Below are 19,815 nucleotides of genomic sequence, written 5' to 3'. Positions count from 1 at the left end.
CACGAGCCGCTCCCCTACGGGTCGAGGTCCTGGCCCGACCGCTCGTCGAAGATCCGCATCGCCTTGGCGGTCACCGGGCCGGGGGCGCCGGGGAGTTCGCGGTCGTCGATCCGGTGCACGGCCTGGACGTCGCGCAGGGTGGAGGTGAGGAAGACCTCCTCGGCCCGCTCCAGGACGTCCAGGGGCAGGTCGGTCTCCTTGGCGCCGGTCCACTCCACGGCCAGGGCGCGGGTGATGCCCGCCAGGCAGCCGGAGGCGACCGGCGGGGTGTGGATCTCGCCGCCGAGGACGACGAAGACGTTGGAGCCGGTGCCCTCGCAGAGCTGTCCGACGGTGTTGGCGAACAGGGCCTCGGAGGCGCCGTGTTGGTGGGCGCGGGCGAGCGCGACGACGTTCTCGGCGTAGGACGTCGTCTTCAGTCCGGTGAGGGCGCCGCGCTCGTTGCGGGTCCAGGGGACGGTGATGACGGCGGTGCAGTCGGGGCGGCGGCCGGTCTCGCCGAGGGCGACGACCAGGGTCGGCCCGTGCTCGCCGCGGTCGGAGCCGAGCGGGCCGTGGCCGCCGGTGTAGGTGATGCGCAGCCGGCCGAGCGGCATCGGGTTGGCCGCGAGGACCGCCGCGCAGGCCCGGCGCACCTCGTCGTGGTCGGGGTCGGGCAGGCCGAGGCCCCGCGCCGAGCGGGTCAGCCGGTCGAGATGGCGGGTGAGCGCGAAGGGCTCGCCCCCGGTCGCCTTCACCGTCTCGAAGACGCCGTCCCCGACGGTCAGCCCGTGGTCGAAGACGGAGACACGCGCGGACTCGATGTCCCGCAACCCGCCGTCCAGCCAGATCTTCACCTGAGACCCCCTTGGTCCATGTCGTACGCCCCCGACGCTACCGCGAGCAGCCTGGCGGCCTTCAGCTCGGTCTCCCGCCACTCGCCCTCGGGGTCGGAACCCCAGGTGATCCCGGCGCCGGTGCCGAACCGCAGGACCGACGCCGCCCGGTCGATCCAGAAGGTGCGGATGCCCACGGCCAGCTCGCCGGTCCCGCGGTCCGCGTCGACCCAGCCGATCCCGCCGCAGTACGGGCCGCGCGGGGCGGTCTCCAGTGCCTCGATGATCCGCAGGGCGCTCGACTTCGGCGCGCCCGTGACGGAGCCGGGCGGGAAGGCGGCGGCGAGCAGCTCGGGCCAGCCGGCGTCCGCGCGCAGCTCGCCCCGGACCGCGGAGACCAGGTGGACGAGGCCCGGGTGCTTCTCCACGGCGCACAGGTCGGGGACGGTCACCGTGCCGGTGGCGCAGACGCGCCCGATGTCGTTGCGGACCAGGTCCACGATCATCACGTTCTCGGCGTAGTCCTTCTCCAGGAGGTCCGCCTCGGTGCGGCCGGTGCCCTTGATGGGCCCGCTCTCCACGGTCCGGCCCGCCCGGCGCAGGAACAGCTCGGGCGAGGCGGTGGAGATCTCCACCCCGTGCTCCGGCAGGCGAATCGTTCCGGCATACGGCGCCGGGTTGCCGCGGGCCAGCAGCGCGGTCAGGGCGTCCACGTCGGCGTCCGGGGCCACCGGCGCGGACAGGACGCGGCAGAGGTTGGCCTGGTAGACCTCGCCGGCCGCGATGTGGGCGCGGATCCGCCGCACGGCCGCCGTGTACGCCGCGCGGTCGAGGGACGACGTCCAGTCACCGACCGCCGGGCCCCGCCACCGCCCCGGCACCGGCGCGGGCACCGTCTCCTCCCGTACGTGGCCGAAACGGGCGCAGGTCAGGCGCCCCCCGAAGTCCGCGCAGACGGCCCAGAAACCGGTGGATTCGAGGGCCGCGGGATCGCTGGTGACGTCGAGGAGACCGGTGGCCACACGGTGGCCGAACCGGGCGAGAGCAGGGAGACGGAGCACGTCGTCGAGTCTATGGCGGGTGTCCTGGGGGTGACCCGGGCATGTCGGCGAGGGTGCCCTGACCACGCAGTCCGCCGGGTCCGGCGCAGCACGCTGCGCAAACGCGTTTTTGTGCTGGCCCGGGAATCCGCTAGAGTTCAACACGTCGCCGGGACGCGAGAGCGGACCGAAACGACAGGCGGACGTAGCTCAGTTGGTAGAGCGCAACCTTGCCAAGGTTGAGGTCGCGAGTTCGAGCCTCGTCGTCCGCTCGAAGGAATGAGGGGTCTTCCCGATCCCCTACACTCCTGGTGGAGTGGCCGAGAGGCGAGGCAACGGCCTGCAAAGCCGTCTACACGGGTTCAAATCCCGTCTCCACCTCCAAGGACGATTAGCTCAGCGGGAGAGCGCTTCCCTGACACGGAAGAGGTCACTGGTTCAATCCCAGTATCGTCCACTGGATCTCGACCGAAAGGTCTGGAATCCGTCCCGCGCGATTAGCTCAGCGGGAGAGCGCTTCCCTGACACGGAAGAGGTCACTGGTTCAATCCCAGTATCGCGCACGCAGTGCCCGCGATCTTCGGATCGTGGTCCCGAGGACGATTAGCTCAGCGGGAGAGCGCTTCCCTGACACGGAAGAGGTCACTGGTTCAATCCCAGTATCGTCCACATCACCGGAAGAGCCCCGGCCGTCTCGAACGGCCGGGGCTCTTCCGTGTTCAGCTGGAGAAGAGCATGTGGGCCCAGCTCTTGTTGTGGTGGCCGCCGTGGTGGCCGTGACCGCCGTGGTGACCACCGTGGTGGCCGCCGTGCTGCGGGGCACCCCAGGCCGGCGCGGGCGGGGCCGGGTACGCCTGCGGGGCCGGCGGGACGGGCTTCGCCCACTGGGACTCCATCTGGGTCAGCGCCTCCAGCTCGCCGTAGTCGAGGAAGATGCCCCGGCAGCCGCTGCACTGCTCGATCTGGACGCCACTGCGGTTGTAGGTGTGCATCGGCGCATGGCACTTCGGACAATGCATGGTCGGCTCAACTCCTCGCCGGTCGATACTGCTTCGTGTTTCCCCGGGACAGACTCCGTCCGACCCCGGTCGGTTGCAGCCTACTTCGGGAATCCGGACGTCAACCGGGCGTGAACCGGGGCCCTTAGGCGGCACTCCGGGGCCATTACGGGACCATCCGGGCACAGGCGTCGATCAGGGACCGCTGGACCTCGTCCAGGGGCCGGTCCGCCGCGAGCGCCTTGGCGAGGTAGCGCGCGGCGGTCTGGACGGTGAGGGCGCGGGCCGGGACGTCCAGGGCGGGCCAGGGGTCGCCGTCCGGCGGTACGGCCGGACCGCCGGCCGCTCGGTAGGCGGCGAGGAAACGGGTCCACTCGTCGGGCGGGAGCAGCCCGCAGGCGTACCAGGAGGCGGGGCGGGCGAGGTCCCAGGCGGGGACTCCGGCGCCGAGGTCGTCGACGTCGATGAGCCGCCAGGGGCCGTCCGGCGCGGGGTGCCGGACCAGCTGGCCGAGGTGGAGGTCGCCGTGACAGAGGGCGGGGGTCTCGGGCATCGGGGCCTCGGCGCGGGCCCAGGCGGGCAGGGCGGCCCAGGCGCGCAGAACGGGCGGGGCGGCGGGGTGGGGGCCCGCCACGGCGAGCGCCGCGTCGAGCCGGGCGATGGCGTGGGCCGCCTTGGCGGGGCCGCGCATGGGCGGGGTGGCCGGGTCGGGCGGGGTGCGGTGGAGGCGGGCCAGGAGGGTGGCGGCGGCTTCCCAGGGGGCGGCGGCGGGGTCGTCGGGGTCCACCGGCCGGCCGTACGGCCAGAGGGTGACCGGGCGGGAGCCGACGAGGGTGGCCGGGGAGAGGGGCGCGAGGAAGACGCCGGGGAGAGCGGCGGCCGCCTCCAGGCGCAGGGCGAGGCAGGCGGGGTCGGTGCCGGGGGCGTGCGCCTTGGCGACGGTGGCCGCGTGGCGGAGGACCGTGGTGTCGGAGCGGTCGGCGAGGGTGACGGTGCCGCAGACGCAGGGGGCCGCCGGGTCCGCGTGGGCGGCGGCCCTGACCTTGGCGGTCAGCTCGGGCAGTACGTCTGCGGTCGTCAAGGGTCCCCCGGGTGTGCGGTGCGGTGCGCCGAGCGTACGCGGGAACCGTGCGCCCGCTCCGTCTCTCCCTCCGCCCGGCGCCGGAGGGGATCGGTCCGTGCGGTGCGGGACCGCCGCGGCACAACGTCGGCACGGACCCGGCCGCGCGCACCCTGCCCTCATGGGCCGGACGGCTCGTCGAGGGACCCGGGGTCTCGCGCCCGGGGAAAAGCAATGCCGGCGCAGCTCCCCAGCTGCGCCGGCATTTTTGCCGTCCGCCGCACCCCCGTCCCCACGGGGTTTCATGGGTGGATGTCCCCGCCCGGACCGCTCTTCCGGGCCTGGGGTCGCCGCTCAGCGCCCCAGCATCACGCCCACGGACGACGCCTGTGTGGCCACCGTCTCCCAGCCGTCGAAGACGACGAGGAGCAGGGCCGCCAGGGGAAGGGCCATGAGCGTCGCCACCAGCGGGTGGCGACGGCCCTGCCGGCGCGGGCGGGTGGTGTGTGTCCGCTGTGCCGTAAGGGCCATGGTCCCTCTCCTGACCGTCTTGGTTGTCCTTGGCAGCGGCGGGTGTCTGACCTCGGGGGACGAGTGCTGCACCCGCCGCTTGACCTCAAATCTAGGCGTGTGGGCTACGGCGGGCGTCATGCCCTCGTACCGAATCCCGGGCCTCCCGGAGGATGAGCCATGAACTGCGTTCTACTCCCCTGGGTGGAGACCGGGTCCTACGTCTCGTCCTACCTCTCGGGGTCTTCCCTGAGGGGGTGCCCGGTCCTTCCCGGTATTTCCGAGCTGTCCTCGCGGGGCACCGGCTGCTCGACGAGGGCCAGCACCCGGTTGGCCATGAAACGGGCCGTGCGGACGACCGTGCCGTTGCGCGTGACTTCGCTCACTTCGACCACCCCTCGGCGTACCGCCGTCTCGACCCGGCGGCCCGCCCTGCTCGCCACCACCTCATAGGTGCGGGTCGTGTCGCCGGCGTCCACGACTATCTCCACTCGGTCACCCTTCACAGCTTCAATCCCCCTTCTGTGACGGCTTGTTGGAGCAGACGGGTACTCAAAGGCGCTCATTACGGCGCCTTCCTGACCACTCCTCAAGTCTCGCACCCGGCACTGACAATCCGTCGGGCCGAGAGGGCGCGGCCTCTGCGCACGGGCGGCCCGGTAAACGTAAGCTGTGCCACGTCAGACGGACCGGGCAGCGGGGATGAACATGGCGATGATGCGCCTGAGGCGCGAGGACCCGCGCGTCGTCGGCTCGTTCAGGCTTCACAGAAGGCTCGGCGCCGGTGGTATGGGCGTGGTCTACCTCGGCTCCGACAAGAAGGGGCAGCGGGTCGCGCTGAAGGTGATCCGGCCCGATCTGGCGGAGGACCAGGAGTTCCGGTCCCGGTTCGCCCGTGAGGTCTCCGCGGCCCGGCGGATCAGGGGCGGCTGCACGGCACGGCTGGTCGCGGCGGACCTGGACGCCGACCGGCCGTGGTTCGCCACCCAGTACGTGCCCGGCCCCTCGCTGCACGACAAGGTCGCCGACGAGGGCGCCCTGGGCGCGGCGGAGGCCGCGGCGGTCGGCGCCGCGCTGTCCGAGGGACTGGTCGCGGTGCACGAGGCCGGGGTCGTCCACCGGGACCTCAAGCCGTCCAACATCCTGCTGTCCCCCAAGGGCCCGCGGATCATCGACTTCGGCATCGCCTGGGCCACCGGCGCCTCCACCCTCACCCACGTCGGCACGGCGGTGGGCTCCCCCGGGTTCCTGGCGCCCGAGCAGGTGCGCGGGGCGGCCGTCACCCCGGCCACGGACGTGTTCTCGCTCGGCGCCACCCTGGCGTACGCCTCGACGGGTGACTCGCCCTTCGGGCACGGCAGTTCCGAGGTGATGCTCTACCGCGTGGTCCACGAGGAGCCGCACCTGCACGGCGTACCGGACGCGCTCGCGCCGCTGGTGCGGGCCTGTCTGGCGAAGGACCCGGAGGACCGGCCGAGCACGCTTCAGCTGTCGCTGCGGCTGAAGGAGATCGCCGCCCGTGAGGCGCAGGGGCTGGCCGACGTACGGCCGCCGGCGCCGCGGGCCGGGGAGGCGGACCGGCCCACCGGGCGGCTCGCCGACACCTACCCGGACACGCAGCGCACCCAGCGGCGGTCGCCGTCCTCGCCGGGCATCCCGGTGCGGGGCAACGCGCCCTCGCGCGGCGGCAGCGGCCCGCGCCCGAACGGCGGGGTTCCGTCGCGGCCGGGCGGCGCGCGTCCCACCCCCGCGCCCCGTGGCAGCGGCACCCGTCCCGGCACCGGCGGCCGGCCCGCGCCGCGCAGCGGCACCGGGCGGCCGCGCCCCACGGGCACCGGACGGCGGCCGGCCAATCCGCGCCTGCTGCGCCAGCGGCTGTTCGTGTTCGTCGTGGTGACCCTGCTGGTCGCGCTCGGGATCGCGGTGGCCCAGGGCTGTTCCGGACCCGCGCACGGGATGGGCGTGCCCGGCGGTTCCGTACCGGCGAAGACGGCGGCCCTCAGGGAGTAGCCGCCGGCCCTACGCCTCGGGGCGGCCCGCGGTCACCGCGTAGAAGGCGACCGCGGCGGCCGCGCCGACGTTGAGGGAGTCGACGCCGTGGGACATCGGGATGCGCACCCACTCGTCGGCGGCGACCAGCGCCTGCGTGGAGAGGCCGTCGCCCTCCGCGCCGAGCATCAGGGCGACCCTGTCCATCCGGTGCGGGGCGGCCTCGTCCAGGCTGCGGGCCTTCTCGTCCGGGGTGAGGGCGAGCAGGGTGAACCCGGCCTCGCGGACCGAGTCCAGCCCCTTGGGCCAGGTGTCGAGCCGGGCGTACGGCACCGAGAACACCGCACCCATCGAGACCTTCACGCTGCGGCGGTAGAGCGGGTCCGCGCAGTCCGGGGAGAGCAGCACCGCGTCCATGCCGAGGGCCGCCGCGGAGCGGAAGATCGCGCCGATGTTGGTGTGGTCGTTGACCGACTCCATGACGACGACCCGGCGGGCGGTGCGCAGCAGTTCGGTCGCCGTCGGCAGCGGCTTGCGCTGCATGGAGGCGAGCGCGCCGCGGTGCACGTGGTAGCCGGTGACCTTCTCGGCGAGCTCCGGGCTGACCGCGTAGACGGGGGCCGGGAGCTCGTCGATGACATCGCGCATGACGTCGACCCACTTGGCCGACAGCAGCATCGAGCGCATCTCGTAGCCCGCGTCCTTCGCCCTGCGGATGACCTTCTCGCCCTCGGCGATGAACAGGCCCTCGGCCGGTTCGCGCTTGCGGCGCAACTCGACGTCGGTCAGGCCCGTGTAGTCACGGAGGCGCGGGTCGTCGGGATCCTCAACGGTGATGAGATCGGCCACAGGGTGATACTGCCTTGTCCTGGGTGGGGTGCCAATGGTCTGGAACGGGTTGTGTTACCCGGGGTTACGCCGGCGCCCTCGGGCAGCCGTGCCCTCTCCGGCAGCCGGACCTCTTCCGGCGACCGGGCCTCTTCAGGCGGACGTCCGCGGTCCGACGTTCACGACCTCGCCGATGACGATGACCGCCGGGGGCCTGACCTCCTCGGTCCGCACCACGTCCGCCACGGTGGCGAGGGTGGCGTCGACCCGGCGCTGCGCGGCCGTCGTGCCCTCCTGGACGAGGGCGACCGGAGTCTCGGGGGACCTGCCGTGGGCGACAAGTGTCTCGGCGATCTTCCCTATCTTGTCGATGCCCATGAGGACGACGAGGGTGCCGGTGAGTTTCGCGAGGGAGGCCCAGTCGGCCAGCGAGCGCTCGTCGTCCGGCGCGACATGGCCGCTGACCACGGTGAACTCGTGGGCGACGCCCCGGTGCGTGACCGGGATGCCGGCCGCGGACGGCACCGAGATCGAGCTGGAGATGCCCGGGACGACGGTGCAGGGGATGCCGGCCTCGGCGAGCGCCTGGACCTCCTCCATGCCCCGGCCGAAGACGTAGGGGTCGCCGCCCTTGAGGCGTACCACCGACTTGCCCTGCTTCGCGTGCTCGATCAGGGCGTTGTTGATGGCCTCCTGGGCCATGTAGCGGCCGTACGGGATCTTCGCCGCGTCGATCACCTCGACGTGCGGCGGGAGTTCGGCGAGCAGGTCGCGGGGGCCGAGGCGGTCGGCGATGACGACGTCGGCCTCGGCCAGCAGGCGGCGGCCGCGCACCGTGATCAGGTCGGGGTCGCCGGGGCCGCCGCCGACCAGGGCGACGCCGGGGGTGCGGGTGCGGTGGTGCGGGGCGACGAGCGTGCCGTCGCGCAGGCCCTCGACGACCGCGTCCCGGATGGCGGCGGTGTGCCGGGGGTCGCGGCCGCGCGCGTCGGTGGTCAGCACGGCGACCGTGACGCCCTCGCTGTGGCCGGTCGCCGGGGTCCAGGCGGTGGCCCGGTCGGCGTCGTCGGAGCGCACGCACCAGACGCGGTTGCGCTCGGCCTCGGCGGAGGCGGCGGTGTTGGCGTCGAGGTCGCTGGTGGCGATGAGCGCGTACCAGGCGTCCTGGAGGTCGCCGTCCTGGTAGGCGCGCCTGGCCCAGGTGATCTCGCCGGCGTCCGCCATCGCCTCGACGGAGGGGGTGGCCTCCGGCGATACGAGGGTGATGTCGGCGCCCGCCGCGACGAGGGCCGGGAGGCGGCGCTGGGCCACCTGGCCACCGCCGAGGACGACCACCTTGCGGCCGGTGAGGCGGAGGCCTACGGGGTAGGCGGGGTGTTCGGCCATGAGGTGCGGCTCCTCCGAGGCGTTGCTATAGCCCTGACGTGCAGATTTTAAGCGGCAGGGCGATGTGGCGGGTCAGGTGTCCGGTGGCTGGGCGGCCCGGGCCGAGGGCACGGCCGCGGACGGCCGCGCCCGCAGGGGCGCAGCCACGGCCGGTCGTCGTGCGCACCCGGCGCCGCGGCCCCCTACTTCTCCGTCACGCCGGCGGAGTCGAACGTGGCGACCTCGTGCATGGCCCGCGCCGTGCTCTGGACCAGCGGCAGGGCCAGCAGGGCACCCGTGCCCTCGCCCAGCCGGAGGTCCAGGTCGACCAGGGGGCGCAGGCCCAGCTTGTTGAGGGCGGCGACATGGCCCGGTTCGGCGCTGCGGTGGCCGGCGATGCACGCGGCCAGCACCTCGGGGGCGATCGCGCGGGCCACCAGGGCGGCCGCGCCCGCGCTGACGCCGTCCAGGATCACCGGCGTACGCAGGGACGCGCCGCCGAGCAGCAGGCCGACCATCGCCGCGTGCTCGAAGCCGCCGACCGCGGCGAGGACGCCGATCGGGTCGGCCGGGTCCGGCTGGTGGACCTCCAGGGCCCGGCGGACGACCTCGGTCTTGCGGGCGAGGGTCTCGTCGTTGATGCCGGTGCCCCGGCCGGTGACCTCGGCGGGGTCGGCGCCGGTGAAGACGGAGATGAGCGCCGCGGACGCCGTGGTGTTGGCGATGCCCATCTCGCCGGTGAGCAGCGCCTTGTTGCCGGCCGCCACCAGGTCGCGGGCGGTCTCGATGCCCACCTCGATGGCCTGCTTGGCCTCCTCGCGGGTCATCGCGGGACCGGTCGTCATGTCGGAGGTGCCGGCCCGGACCTTGCGCGGGAGGAGCCCCGGGGTCGCGGGCAGCTCGGCGGCCACGCCGACGTCCACCACGCACACCTCGGCGCCGACCTGCCCGGCGAAGGCGTTGCAGACCGCCCCTCCGCCGAGGAAGTTGGCCACCATCTGCGCGGTGACCTCCTGCGGCCAGGGGGTGACGCCCTGGGCGTGCACTCCGTGGTCGCCGGCGAAGATCGCGACGGCCGCGGGCTCCGGGATCGGCGGCGGGCACTGCCGGGACAGGCCCGACAGCTGCGCGGAGATGATCTCCAGCATGCCGAGCGCGCCGGCCGGCTTGGTCATCCGCTTCTGCCGCTCCCAGGCCTCGCCGAGCGCCTTGGCGTCCAGCGGACGGACGCTGGCGACGGTCTCGGCGAGCAGGTCGTGCGGGTCCTCGCCGGGCAGCGCGCGACGGCCGTACGTCTCCTCGTGCACGACCCACGACAGCGGGCGGCGCTTGGACCAGCCGGCCTGCATCAGCTCGGGCTCGTCCGGGAACTCGTCGACGTAGCCGACGCACAGGTAGGCGATGACCTCCAGGTGCTCGGGCAGGCCGAGGGCGCGGACCATCTCGCGCTCGTCGAAGAAGCTGACCCAGCCGACGCCGAGGCCCTCGGCGCGGGCGGCGAGCCAGAGGTTCTCGACGGCGAGGGCGGCCGAGTAGGGCGCCATCTGCGGCTGGGTGTGCCGGCCGAGGGTGTGGCGGCCGCCCCGGGTCGGGTCGGCGGTGACCACGATGTTCACCGGGGTGTCGAGGATGGCCTCGATCTTCAGTTCCTTGAACTGCTTGGCACGGCCCTTGGGCAGCGACTTGGCGTAGGCGTCGCGCTGGCGCATGGCCAGTTCGTGCATGGCGTGGCGGGTGTCCGCCGAACGGATGACGACGAAGTCCCAGGGCTGGGAGTGGCCGACGGAGGGCGCGGTGTGGGCGGCCTCCAGGACGCGCAGCAGCACCTCGTGCGGGATGGGGTCGCTGCGGAAGCCGTTGCGGATGTCACGGCGTTCGCGCATGACCTTGAGGACGGCCTCGCGCTCGGCGTCGTCGTAGGCGGGCGCGGCGGGACCGGTGGGCTGGCGCGGCTCCGCCACGGGAGCCGGGGGCTCCTCCTGGTCGGCGGCCCTGGTCTCCAGGTCCTCCGCCTGCTGTACGACGTCGGGGCCGGGCTCGGCCTCACGGGGCGCCGGGACGGTCGCGGCCTGCTCCGGCGCGGGCTCGCCCTGCTCGTGGCCGGGGAGGACCAGGGGGTGCGGCGGGGTCGGGGCGAGGTGCGGGGTGGTCGGCACCTGGCCGTGGACGGCGACGAACTCGCCCAGCGGCTGATCGGGTGCCGGTGCCATGGGGACGGCCGCGGCCAGGGGCTCCTGGACCGCCGGGGTCTCCTCGGGGGCGGGCGCGCCCTGGATCTGGGGGCCGGCCAGGGTCACCGGCGCCTCGGGGAACTCGGGCGCGGCGACGGCCACGGGGGCCTGGGCCGGGGCCTCGGGCGCCACGGCGTCGGCGGCCGGAGCGGGCTGCCCGGCCTCGGCAGCGGCGGCGAGGGGCTCGGGCTGTTGCGGGGCCTCGGCGGCCGGGGCGGACTCCTCGGCGGGGGCCGTCCCGGGCCGCGCGTCGACGGGCTGCTGAACGGGCTCGGCCGTGAGCGCTTGCGGGGCCGGGGCGGGCTCGGGCGTGACGGCTTCGGGGGCCGGGGCGGGCTCGGGCACGACGGCCTCCGGGGCGGGGGCGGGCTCGGGCACGACGGCCTCCGCCACGGCCTGCTCGGGTACGACCGGTTCCACGACCTGCTCCACCTGCTCCACTGCTGCCTGCTGCTCCGGAACCGCCTGCGGCGCGGGCTGCCCCGGCTCGGCCACCTCGGCGTCGGCGACCGGCTCCGGGACGGCCGCCTCCACGGGCTGACCGGCCTCCACTTCTTCCACCACGGGCACGACCGCCTCGGGCACGACCACCTCGGGCGCCACGGCCTCGGGCACGACCGCCTCGGGCACAACGGCCTCGGCAGGCTCGGCGGGGGCCAGGCCCGGAGCGACGCCGACGCCGGACACCGGCACGGCGTCCTGCCCCTGCGGCTCCTGCGGAACCTGGGGGACCTGCGGAAGCTGGGCAGCCTGCGGGACCTCCACCGCTTCCGCGGCCTGCGGGACCTCCGCTGTCTCCGCGACCTCCGCTGTCTCCGCTGTCTCCGCGACCGGTGCGGACTCCGGTCCCTGCGGGCCCTCCGGACCACCGGGTACCACCGGCGCCTCCGCGGCCTCGGCGACCGGCGGCGCCACCGGCTCCACGGCCGACGCGGGGACGTCCCCGCCCGCGGGCCTGGCCGGGGCCTCGGCGGCCACGACCCCCGCGGCGAGCCGGGCGACGGCCGCCTGGGCCGCACCGGACGGGTCGGCCGGCACCTGTGCCACGGGCACCTGGGGCGTCGGAGGCTGCTGGGCCGCCACGGGCTCCGGCGCGAGGGCGACCGGAGCGGCAGCGACCGCAGCGGCGGCGACCGCCGTGGCGGCAACCGGAGCGGCAGCGACCGGAGCGGCGGCGACCGCCGCGGCGACGGCGCTGACGGCGGGAGCGGGGGCGGCGACCGGCTCCTGAACCGGAGCAACCGTTTCGGCAGCCGGGGCCTGCACGCTCACCTGTGCCACCGGCGCGGCCTGCGGAACGGGCCGGGGCACGGCCTGCGGGGCGCCCTGCGGCGCACCCCAGGGCGCGGCCGGCTGAGGCACGGTCTCACGCGGCGGCTGGACGTCGAGGTACTCGGGGGCACCGGCCGCCGGCAGACCGGGCTGCCGTACCGGCACACCCGCGGGGCCGCGGTCGGCGAGGGAGCGGACCGGGCTGGCGGAGGCGTCGGGGATGGGCGGGCCGAGGTGCAGCGGGCGGCGGGGGGCCGGGGCCAGCGTCGGGTCGTGCGGCACCGAGAGGATCGGGGACGCGGGCACCGAGCTGGGCAGCCGGACGGCGGTGAGGTCGACCGAGCCGCTGTCACGGCCCGCCGTCTCGTGCGGGCCGGGCTCGTGGACGGTCTCGACGACCGGCTCCGGGGCCGGCGGCGGCACCTCGTTGCCCCAGGCGCCCTGGGCGCCGGGCAGGAGCAGCTCTTCGTCCTCGGCGGGCGACTCGGAGAGGTAGGTGTACGCGCCGTGCGCGGGAACGCCCGGCTGTTCCACCATGCCTGCGCTCTCCGGCAGTCCCTCGCCCGGGACCTGGCCGGTGTCCGTCATGCGTACCCCTCGCCCATCGGTTAGTGCCTTCTACGACCAGCTCACCCGGGGCGGCGCACCGACCGCCCCACAGTGAGAACGAGCGTGCGTGCCCAGCGGCACGAACGACCCGCCGGAAAAGGCGACAAAGCCATTCAGTGGCATTGTCCCGGCCGTTCGACCGTCGCGACAGCGTGATCCGCGACAGCCCGCTGTGGACTGCGCCACGTTGCGCGTGTCCCCGGTTTCCGCCCTACCACACCCACCCCAAAAGGGGCGTGTTTTCCGGACATTGAGGAACGAATTTCCGGGCCACCGGTGCGGTGCAGCGATCGGCCAGCCTACCGCGCGAAGTATGACAACAGGATCACGGGGCGCGCTCGGGCAGGACGCCACTCAGCAGGAACACGACGTTCCGTTCCGTCTCCGTCCAGGCCCTGGTGTCGAGTTCGACGGACTGGAGGAGGGCGCACTCGACCTGGTATCCGTGCTCGGTGAGGTCGCGGCCGACGCGTTCGGCCGCGTCGCGGGTCGCGGCGTGGGTGACGATGCGCTGCGGGCGGCGGTCGGCGACCGCGGTGACCACGGCCGCTCCCCCGCCGCCGACCCGGACGACATCGGGTTCGGGCAGGTTCTCCAGCACATGGGGCGCGCCGCCGTGCACGATCTGGAGCTGTACCCCGAACCGGCGGGCGGCCGACTCGCTGCGCACGCAGGCCGCGAGGTCCCGGTCGACGGCGATGACGGCGGCTCCGGCGCGCGCGGCCTCGGTGGCGAACGCCCCGCTGCCGCAGCCGATGTCCCAGACGAGGTCGCCCGTGCGGGGTCCCAGCCGGGCGAGTTGGGCGGCCCGGATCAGGTCCGTCTCCCCTTCGCCGAGGGCGACTCCGTCGCCGTACTCCGCGTCCGGCCGGACCCAGCCGCGGGGGCCGGCCGCCGGGTCCCGGCCGGCGATCCAGCCGCCGCCCTCGGCCGCGCCCGCCGGGCCCGCCGCTGCCACCGGTCCGGCCGGGCCGCCGATGACGATGACGACGTTGGGGTCGCGCCAGGTGTGGTCGGCGGCCTTGTCGGAGGTGACGACGGAGACCCGCTCGCGGCCGGTGCCGAGTTCCTCGCAGATGACGAAGGTGCGGTGGACGCCCTCCATGAGCAGTCCGAGCTCGGCGGGTCCGGCGCCGGGTGAGGTGAGAACGGCGACCTTGGTGTGGGCGCGGCAGACGTTCACCGCGCGTCGCAGGGTGCGCGGGTGCGCGACGACCACCTGTGCGTCGTCCCAGGGCATCCCGGCCCGGGCGAAGGCGGCGGCGACCGAGGAGACGGCGGGGACGACCTCGACCTCCAGGCCGAACTCGGGTGCGCGCAGGGTCCGTACGACCCCGAAGAAGCCCGGGTCGCCGTCGGCGAGCACCACCGCGGTGCCGCGGTGGCCGGCGATGCGGCGGGCGGCGAGGGCGACGCTGCCGAGGCGGATGCGCTCGGCGCCGTGCGGCACCTCGGGCAGATCCAGATGGTGGGCCGCGCCCGCGACGAGCGTGGCGGCGCCCAGGGCGCCGCGTCCCGCGGCGGTCAGGGGCGAGCCGTCCCAGCCGATCACCGTGACCCGGTCGGCCATCGTCGTCAGTCTCCAGGGTTTTCGCAGGTCGTCAGGGTACGGGGCCCGTGGCCGGGCTCCGTGAGAGTACCTGGTGGAGCTGTCGGGCGCGCGACGGGGCGAGTCGGGCCGGCGTCAGTTCCAGGAGGTGAAGCCGTCACTGCCGGCGAGTTCCTCGCCCGCGCCCTCCAGGTCCTCCGGGAGCAGGCTCCACACGATGAAGTCGGTGCGCAGGTCGGCCCAGGTGCCGTTCTCGGTGCGGACGTGGACGATGCACGCGTTGCGCAGCACGCCCTCGCTGATACAGCCGATCTTCTGGGCCACCTGCTGGGAGGCGGTGTTGTCGGCGGCGGTGCGCAGTTCGATGCGCTCGAACTTCTGCTCGCGGAAGAGCCATTGGGAGGTGGCGAGCGCGGCCTCGGAGGCGTAGCCCTCACCGCGCGCCCAGGGGGCGACGATGTAGGACAGCTCGGTGGACCGGATGTGCCAGTTGGTCCTGGACAGCTGGACTATGCCGACCAGGCGCTGGGTCAGGAACTCGGTGACCGCGAGGTCCAGGCCTCTGCCCGTGGTGCGTTGGGCGGGGGCGTGCTCGGCGACCCAGTGCCGGGCGCCGTCCTCGGTGAACGGCTGGGGGACGTCGGTCCAGGCGGCGACCTGCTCGTCGTTCATCATCTCGGCCAGGGCGGGCACGTCGTCCTCGTCGAGGGGACGCAGCACCAACCGCTCCGTGTTGATGGAGATGTTGGGGAAGGTGCTACTCATGCGCCGCTCCGTAACCTTCGGAAATCCTTCAGGGCCTGCGAACTGCCCAGCATGCAGCATGAAACCACCGAACCGCACGACGGGGTCCACACCCGGTGAGGGAGTGGACCCCGTGCGTGGCGATACGTTCGCTTTGGACGTGCGGAACGTTCGCTTTGGACGTGCGGACGCAGGGTCAGAAGGAGGCGATGACCGAGCCCTGGTACTTGTCCTCGATGAACTTCTTGACCTCGGGCGAGGTGAGGAGCTTGGCGAGCTTCTTGACCCGCGGGTCCTTCTCGTTGCCCTTCTTGACGGCGAGGAAGTTGCCGTACGGGCTGTTCTTCGCGGACTCCAGGACGAGGGCGTCCTTGGCGGGCTTGATGCCGGCCGAGATGGCGTAGTTGCCGTTGATCACCGCGGCGTCCACGTCGTCCAGGGAGCGCGCGGTCTGGGCCGCCTCGACCTCCTTGAACTGGAGCTTCTTCGGGTTCTCGGCGATGTCCTGCGGGGTCGCCTCGCTGCCGGCGCCGTCCTTGAGGGTGATGAGCCCGTTGGCGGCGAGCAGCTTGAGGGCACGCGCCTCGTTCACGGCGTCGTTGGGGACGGCGACGGTCGCGCCGCTCTTCAGCGCGTCGACGCTCTTGACCTTGTGGGAGTAGAGGCCGAGCGGCTCCAGGTGGACCGTGACGACGGGCACGATGTGGGTGCCGCGCTTCTTGTTGAAGTCGTCGAGATACGGCTTGTTCTGGAAGTAGTTGGCGTCCACCGAGCCGTCCTCGGTCGCCGTGTTCGGCGTGATGTAGTCGGTGAACTCCTTGACCTCGAGGTCGAGTCCGGCCTTCTTCGCCAGGTGGTCCTTGACGTAGTCGAGGATCTCGGCGTGCGGGGTCGGGCTCGCGGCGACGACCAGCGGCCCGCTGTAGTCGGAGGAGGCGGAGTCCTTGTCCGAGCCGCAGGCGGTGAGCCCGAAGGTGAGGGCTCCGGCGGCGAGGACGGCGGTGGTGAGCTTGGCGGTGTTACGCACGAAAAGTGCCTTTCCTTATGGGTGGAGCGACCCCGCGGCTGGTGGTGCGGGGAAAACCGTGGGGGTGGCGGCGGGCTCAGCCGGTCTCGCCGGTGGTGGCGGAGGAGGCCTTCAGCAGGCGCAGCTTCGGGGCGGGGCCGGAGCGTCCGCCGCGGTGGTGCAGGGAGCGGGCCGCGTAGTCGCCGGCGAACTGGATGGCCGAGATGACGACGGCGAGGATCGCGACGGTGATCCACATCAGCTGGGTCTCGAACCGCTGGTAGCCGTAGCGGATGGCGATGTCGCCGAGGCCGCCGGCGCCGACCGTGCCGGCCATGGCGGAGTAGCCGATGAGCGCGACGATCGTGGTCGTGGTGGAGGAGATGAGCGAGGGCAGCGACTCCGGCACGAGGACCTTGCGCACGACGGTCCAGGTGTTGCCGCCCATCGACTGCACGGCCTCGACGAGGCCGCCGTCCACTTCGCGGACGGCGGTCTCGACCAGACGCGCGAAGAACGGGATGGCGCCGATGGCGAGCGGCACGATGGCGGCCTCGCGGCCGATGGTGGTGCCGGTGATCCAGCGCGTGAAGCTCATCAGCGCGACCATCAGGATGATGAACGGCATGGAACGGGCGATGTTCACGATCTGCCCGATGACCTTGTTGCCCAGCACGTTCTGGAGCAGTCCGCCGCGGTCGGTGAGGACGAGCAGGATGCCGAGCGGGAGTCCGCCGACCACGGCGATCAGCGTGGACCAGCCGACCATGTAGAGGGTGTCCCAACACGCCTGCGACAGCAGCGGCTGCATCTCGGACCAGGTCACTTGGCACCGTCCTTCACCAGCAGGGCCTCCCGGCCCAGTACGTCGATCTGCAGGCCCTGTTCGCGCAGGAAGCCGATGGGCACCACGTTGTCCTCGTAGCGGCCGGGCAGTTCGATGCGCATCCGGCCGACCTGGAGGCCGCCCACGGTGTCGATGGCCGCACCGAGGATCGATATGTCGATGTTGTAGGTGCGGGACAGCTGGGAGATGACCGGCTGGGTGGCGGCCTCGCCGTGGAAGGTGACGTCGAGGACGGTGCGGTCCGCGCCGGAGGCCTCGCCGCCGACCGGGAAGAGCGCGGCGGCCAGCTCGGAGCCCGGGGTCGCGAGCAGTTCGCTGACGGTGCCCTGCTCGACGACGCGCCCCTTCTCCATGAGGGCGGCCGAGTCGCAGATCGACTTCACGACGTCCATCTCGTGGGTGATGAGCAGGACGGTGAGGCCCAGCTGCCGGTTCAGGTCGCGCAGCAGCTGGAGGATGGAGCGGGTGGTCTCCGGGTCGAGGGCGCTGGTGGCCTCGTCGGAGAGCAGCACCTTGGGGTCGCCGGCGAGGGCGCGGGCGATGCCGACGCGCTGCTTCTGGCCGCCGGAGAGCTGGGCCGGGTAGGCCTTGGCCTTGTCGGCGAGTCCGACGAGGTCGAGCAGTTCCAGGGCCTTGCGCGACCGCTCCCTGCCGGACGTGCCGAGGATCTCGAGCGGCAGCTCGACGTTGTCCTGGACGGTCCGGGAGGACAGCAGGTTGAAGTGCTGGAAGACCATGCCGATCCGGCTGCGCGCCTGCCGCAGTTCCCGGCCGGCCCGGGGACCGCGCCCGGCGAGGGCGGTGAGGTCGCGTCCGTCGACCGTCACGGTGCCGGCGGTGGGGCGTTCCAGCAGGTTGACGCAGCGGATGAGCGAGGACTTGCCGGCGCCGGACTGGCCGATGACGCCGTACACCTCGCCTTCGCGGACGTGCAGGTCGACGCCGTCGAGGGCGGTGACCTCTCGACCGCGCGAGCGGTAGACCTTGGTGAGGCCCGTTGTGGTGATCACGTGGGTTTCCGTCACTGTCGAGTGCGCGGGCGTGGGTGTGCCCGGGCGCACGGATGCGTTCGTTCAGGGACGCGGCACGGTTCTCGCTGGGGCGCTGAACCGGGGGGAGAACATGCGCGCGGAAGCGGCTGGTGTCACGTACACGCGTCGTCACGTCGTACGGACAGCCACCTGTCTCGCTTCGGGGCGCGAGCTCTGGGGTGGTGCGGGGGCCCTCTAGAAGGCGCGCATTCGACACATACAACGAGCACCGGGCGTCATGGTCGCCTCGGTCGCAGGGGTGCGGTCGCTCGTCGTGGTCATGCGTCCAGTAAACCAGACACAGGGTCCTGACAGGTCGCCGCCGTCCGCATGCCGGACGGCGGCGGGCGGGTCTCAGCCGCGCGGGGAGATCTCGACGCAGTCGCCGGTGACCAGCGCCGACAGGGCCGAGAGGTCCTCGACCACGAGGTCCGCGTCGAGTTCGCCGGCCGCGTGGGTTGTGGCCAACGCCACGGTGGTCATCCCGGCCGCGCGGCCCGCCAGGAGTCCGGCCGGGGCGTCCTCGAAGACCACACAGCCGGCCGGGTCGACGCCGAGCCGGCGGGCGGCGAGGAGGTAGGGCTCGGGGTCGGGCTTGCCGCGGGTGATGTCGTCGGCGGCTATCAGCGTCTTCGGCCGGATCCCCACGGCGTCCAGGCGGGCCTCGGCCAGGCGGCGGGTGGCGGAGGTGACGACGGCCCAGCGGTCGGCGGGGAGGGAGTCGAGCAGGGCGGCGGTCCCGGGCAGCAGCCGGACGCCGCCGTCCGGGACGTCCGCCAGCTCCAGCTCCTCGACGCGGGCCACGGCCTCGGCGACCAGGTGGGCGGGGAGCAGGTCGGCGACGATCTCCACCGCGGGACGGCCGTGCAGTCCGACGCGGGCGAAGTCCCCGGGGGTGATCCCGTACTCGCCGGCCCAGCGGGTCCAGCAGCGTTCCACGGAGTCGAGGGAGGAGACCAGGGTGCCGTCGTTGTCGAAGAGCAGGGCTTGTGCGCGGATCGTCATGGTGGCGACCCTACGGTGTACGGCAGGGGCGGCGGCATCGGGCCGTTTCGGCCGTAATAAGGTCGCCGCATGCTCAATGCCCTGCTGCTGGTGACCGGAGTCGCCGCGCTGCTGCTCGCCGCGTGGTGCGGCTGGGCGGCGTACCGGGACCAGCCGACGAAGGACTGGCACTTCGTCGGGATGGCCGTGGTGACGGTGCTGGCGCTGGTCCAGCTGGTGGCCGGGATCGTGCTGCTGGCGCGGGGCGGGAAGCCGGAGCAGGGCACGACGATCTTCGTCGCCTATCTGCTGGGCGCGTTCGCGTGCGTCCCGGCCGCGGGGTTCATGTCGCTGGCGGAGCGGACGCGCTGGGGATCGGTGACGGTCGCCGCGGGCGGTGTGGTGCTGGCCGTGCTGGAGGTGCGGCTCCATGACATCTGGGGAGGCTGAGATGACGGCCGTGGCGGAGAAGCCGAAGCGGCTCACCAGCGGGCCGGGCACGTTGCTCGTCTGGTTCTACGGGGTGATGGTCGTCGGAGCGGTGTCGCGGTCCGCCTACCAGATCGCGACCGGGTTCGGCCGGGCGCCGCTCGCATACACGCTGTCCGCGGTCGCGGGGGTGGTGTACGGGTTCATCACGTACACGCTGGTGCGGGGCGGCGAGACCGCCCGCAAGGTGGCGCAGGCGTGCTGCGCCGCCGAGCTTGCGGGGGTGCTGGTCGTGGGGACGTGGACCCTTGTCGAGCCTTCCGCGTTCCCGGACGCGACCGTGTGGTCGGACTACGGGATGGGGTACGTGTTCATTCCCGTGCTGCTGCCGCTCTCCGCGCTGTACTGGCTGCGCAAGGGCGCGCGCGGGCAGACCGCCTGAGGGACGTGCGCGACTGGCGGTGCGCTGACGCCGGTCGCGCCCACGCGGCGGCAGCCGCACATCGGA

General features: G+C 73.4%; 18 protein-coding genes and 5 tRNA genes. 8 read left to right on the top strand and 15 right to left on the bottom strand.

Going from position 1 to position 19,815, the window contains the following annotated elements; translation table 11 throughout:
* Positions 1–14: 14 nt before the first annotated feature.
* On the bottom strand, positions 15–836 hold the full coding sequence (locus ACZ619_RS12110) for an aminotransferase class IV (RefSeq protein WP_469597416.1): 822 nt from the start codon (positions 834–836) through the stop codon (positions 15–17).
* Positions 833–1,876: a chorismate-binding protein gene (locus tag ACZ619_RS12105; protein WP_469597414.1), complete on the bottom strand. Its 1,044-nt coding sequence runs from the start codon at positions 1,874–1,876 to the stop codon at positions 833–835. Before ACZ619_RS12105 ends, ACZ619_RS12110 begins: the two co-directional genes overlap by 4 nt.
* A gap of 178 nt (positions 1,877–2,054) precedes the next feature.
* Between ACZ619_RS12105 and ACZ619_RS12100 the strand changes: the two genes are divergently transcribed.
* The 5 genes from ACZ619_RS12100 (at position 2,055) to ACZ619_RS12080 (ending at position 2,524) form a co-directional block, all read left to right on the top strand.
* Positions 2,055–2,127, top strand: a tRNA-Gly gene (locus tag ACZ619_RS12100).
* 38 nt (positions 2,128–2,165) lie between these two features.
* Positions 2,166–2,239 (top strand) — tRNA-Cys (locus ACZ619_RS12095).
* Between the two features lies 1 nt (position 2,240).
* Positions 2,241–2,312: transfer RNA gene (locus tag ACZ619_RS12090), tRNA-Val, on the top strand.
* A 34-nt stretch (positions 2,313–2,346) separates the two neighbouring features.
* Positions 2,347–2,418: transfer RNA gene (locus ACZ619_RS12085), tRNA-Val, on the top strand.
* Positions 2,419–2,452: 34 nt separating this feature from the next.
* Positions 2,453–2,524 (top strand) — tRNA-Val (locus ACZ619_RS12080).
* Between the two features lie 50 nt (positions 2,525–2,574).
* Here the strand turns inward: ACZ619_RS12080 and ACZ619_RS12075 are convergent.
* The 4 genes from ACZ619_RS12075 to ACZ619_RS12060 all read right to left on the bottom strand — a co-directional run bounded on the left by ACZ619_RS12075 (position 2,575) and on the right by ACZ619_RS12060 (position 4,929).
* Positions 2,575–2,874: a TFIIB-type zinc ribbon-containing protein gene (locus ACZ619_RS12075; RefSeq protein ID WP_469597412.1), complete on the bottom strand. Its 300-nt coding sequence runs from the start codon at positions 2,872–2,874 to the stop codon at positions 2,575–2,577.
* A gap of 145 nt (positions 2,875–3,019) precedes the next feature.
* Positions 3,020–3,934: a phosphotransferase family protein gene (locus ACZ619_RS12070; RefSeq protein ID WP_469597409.1), complete on the bottom strand. Its 915-nt coding sequence runs from the start codon at positions 3,932–3,934 to the stop codon at positions 3,020–3,022.
* Between the two features lie 333 nt (positions 3,935–4,267).
* Positions 4,268–4,444: a hypothetical protein gene (locus ACZ619_RS12065; protein WP_469597406.1), complete on the bottom strand. Its 177-nt coding sequence runs from the start codon at positions 4,442–4,444 to the stop codon at positions 4,268–4,270.
* Between the two features lie 209 nt (positions 4,445–4,653).
* Positions 4,654–4,929, bottom strand: a complete 276-nt coding sequence (locus ACZ619_RS12060) for a hypothetical protein (RefSeq protein WP_469597403.1) — start codon at positions 4,927–4,929, stop codon at positions 4,654–4,656.
* A gap of 196 nt (positions 4,930–5,125) precedes the next feature.
* On the opposite strand from ACZ619_RS12060, the gene ACZ619_RS12055 reads away from it, so the two are divergent.
* Positions 5,126–6,433, top strand: a complete 1,308-nt coding sequence (locus ACZ619_RS12055; protein WP_469597526.1) for a serine/threonine-protein kinase — start codon at positions 5,126–5,128, stop codon at positions 6,431–6,433.
* Positions 6,434–6,442: 9 nt separating this feature from the next.
* Here the strand turns inward: ACZ619_RS12055 and ACZ619_RS12050 are convergent, their stop codons facing one another.
* The 9 genes from ACZ619_RS12050 to ACZ619_RS12010 all read right to left on the bottom strand — a co-directional run bounded on the left by ACZ619_RS12050 (position 6,443) and on the right by ACZ619_RS12010 (position 18,899).
* Positions 6,443–7,261: a TrmH family RNA methyltransferase gene (locus ACZ619_RS12050; RefSeq protein ID WP_365345547.1), complete on the bottom strand. Its 819-nt coding sequence runs from the start codon at positions 7,259–7,261 to the stop codon at positions 6,443–6,445.
* A gap of 132 nt (positions 7,262–7,393) precedes the next feature.
* Positions 7,394–8,626, bottom strand: a complete 1,233-nt coding sequence (gene cobA / locus ACZ619_RS12045; protein WP_469597400.1) for a uroporphyrinogen-III C-methyltransferase — start codon at positions 8,624–8,626, stop codon at positions 7,394–7,396.
* A gap of 182 nt (positions 8,627–8,808) precedes the next feature.
* Positions 8,809–12,696: a nicotinate-nucleotide--dimethylbenzimidazole phosphoribosyltransferase gene (gene cobT / locus ACZ619_RS12040; RefSeq protein WP_469597398.1), complete on the bottom strand. Its 3,888-nt coding sequence runs from the start codon at positions 12,694–12,696 to the stop codon at positions 8,809–8,811.
* A gap of 346 nt (positions 12,697–13,042) precedes the next feature.
* Positions 13,043–14,287, bottom strand: a complete 1,245-nt coding sequence (gene cbiE / locus ACZ619_RS12035; RefSeq protein ID WP_469597395.1) for a precorrin-6y C5,15-methyltransferase (decarboxylating) subunit CbiE — start codon at positions 14,285–14,287, stop codon at positions 13,043–13,045.
* Positions 14,288–14,401: 114 nt separating this feature from the next.
* On the bottom strand, positions 14,402–15,031 hold the full coding sequence (locus tag ACZ619_RS12030; protein ID WP_469597392.1) for a GNAT family N-acetyltransferase: 630 nt from the start codon (positions 15,029–15,031) through the stop codon (positions 14,402–14,404).
* Positions 15,032–15,206: 175 nt separating this feature from the next.
* Positions 15,207–16,037 (bottom strand): MetQ/NlpA family ABC transporter substrate-binding protein, encoded by an 831-nt coding sequence (locus ACZ619_RS12025; protein WP_469597389.1) that lies wholly within the window; start codon positions 16,035–16,037, stop codon positions 15,207–15,209.
* Positions 16,038–16,113: 76 nt separating this feature from the next.
* Complete coding sequence (locus tag ACZ619_RS12020) at positions 16,114–16,842, bottom strand: methionine ABC transporter permease (protein WP_469597386.1); 729 nt, start codon at positions 16,840–16,842, stop codon at positions 16,114–16,116.
* Complete coding sequence (locus ACZ619_RS12015; RefSeq protein ID WP_469597384.1) at positions 16,839–17,873, bottom strand: methionine ABC transporter ATP-binding protein; 1,035 nt, start codon at positions 17,871–17,873, stop codon at positions 16,839–16,841. The genes ACZ619_RS12020 and ACZ619_RS12015 overlap by 4 nt, the downstream gene beginning before the upstream one ends.
* Before the next feature lie 375 nt (positions 17,874–18,248).
* Complete coding sequence (locus ACZ619_RS12010; protein ID WP_469597382.1) at positions 18,249–18,899, bottom strand: HAD family hydrolase; 651 nt, start codon at positions 18,897–18,899, stop codon at positions 18,249–18,251.
* Positions 18,900–18,968: 69 nt separating this feature from the next.
* On the opposite strand from ACZ619_RS12010, the gene ACZ619_RS12005 reads away from it, so the two are divergent.
* Both ACZ619_RS12005 and ACZ619_RS12000 read left to right on the top strand, forming a co-directional pair.
* Positions 18,969–19,328 (top strand): hypothetical protein, encoded by a 360-nt coding sequence (locus ACZ619_RS12005; protein WP_469597381.1) that lies wholly within the window; start codon positions 18,969–18,971, stop codon positions 19,326–19,328.
* The gene (locus tag ACZ619_RS12000; protein WP_469597379.1) at positions 19,309–19,749 is read left to right on the top strand and encodes a hypothetical protein; all 441 of its coding nucleotides are present in this window, start codon (positions 19,309–19,311) and stop codon (positions 19,747–19,749) included. Before ACZ619_RS12005 ends, ACZ619_RS12000 begins: the two co-directional genes overlap by 20 nt.
* Positions 19,750–19,815 lie beyond the last annotated feature (66 nt).

The sequence above is a fragment of the Streptomyces sp. NPDC104367 genome, from assembly GCF_055583825.1.
The sequence above is the reverse complement of the archived record's forward strand: the minus strand, read 5'-3'. Positions and strand labels throughout refer to the sequence as shown.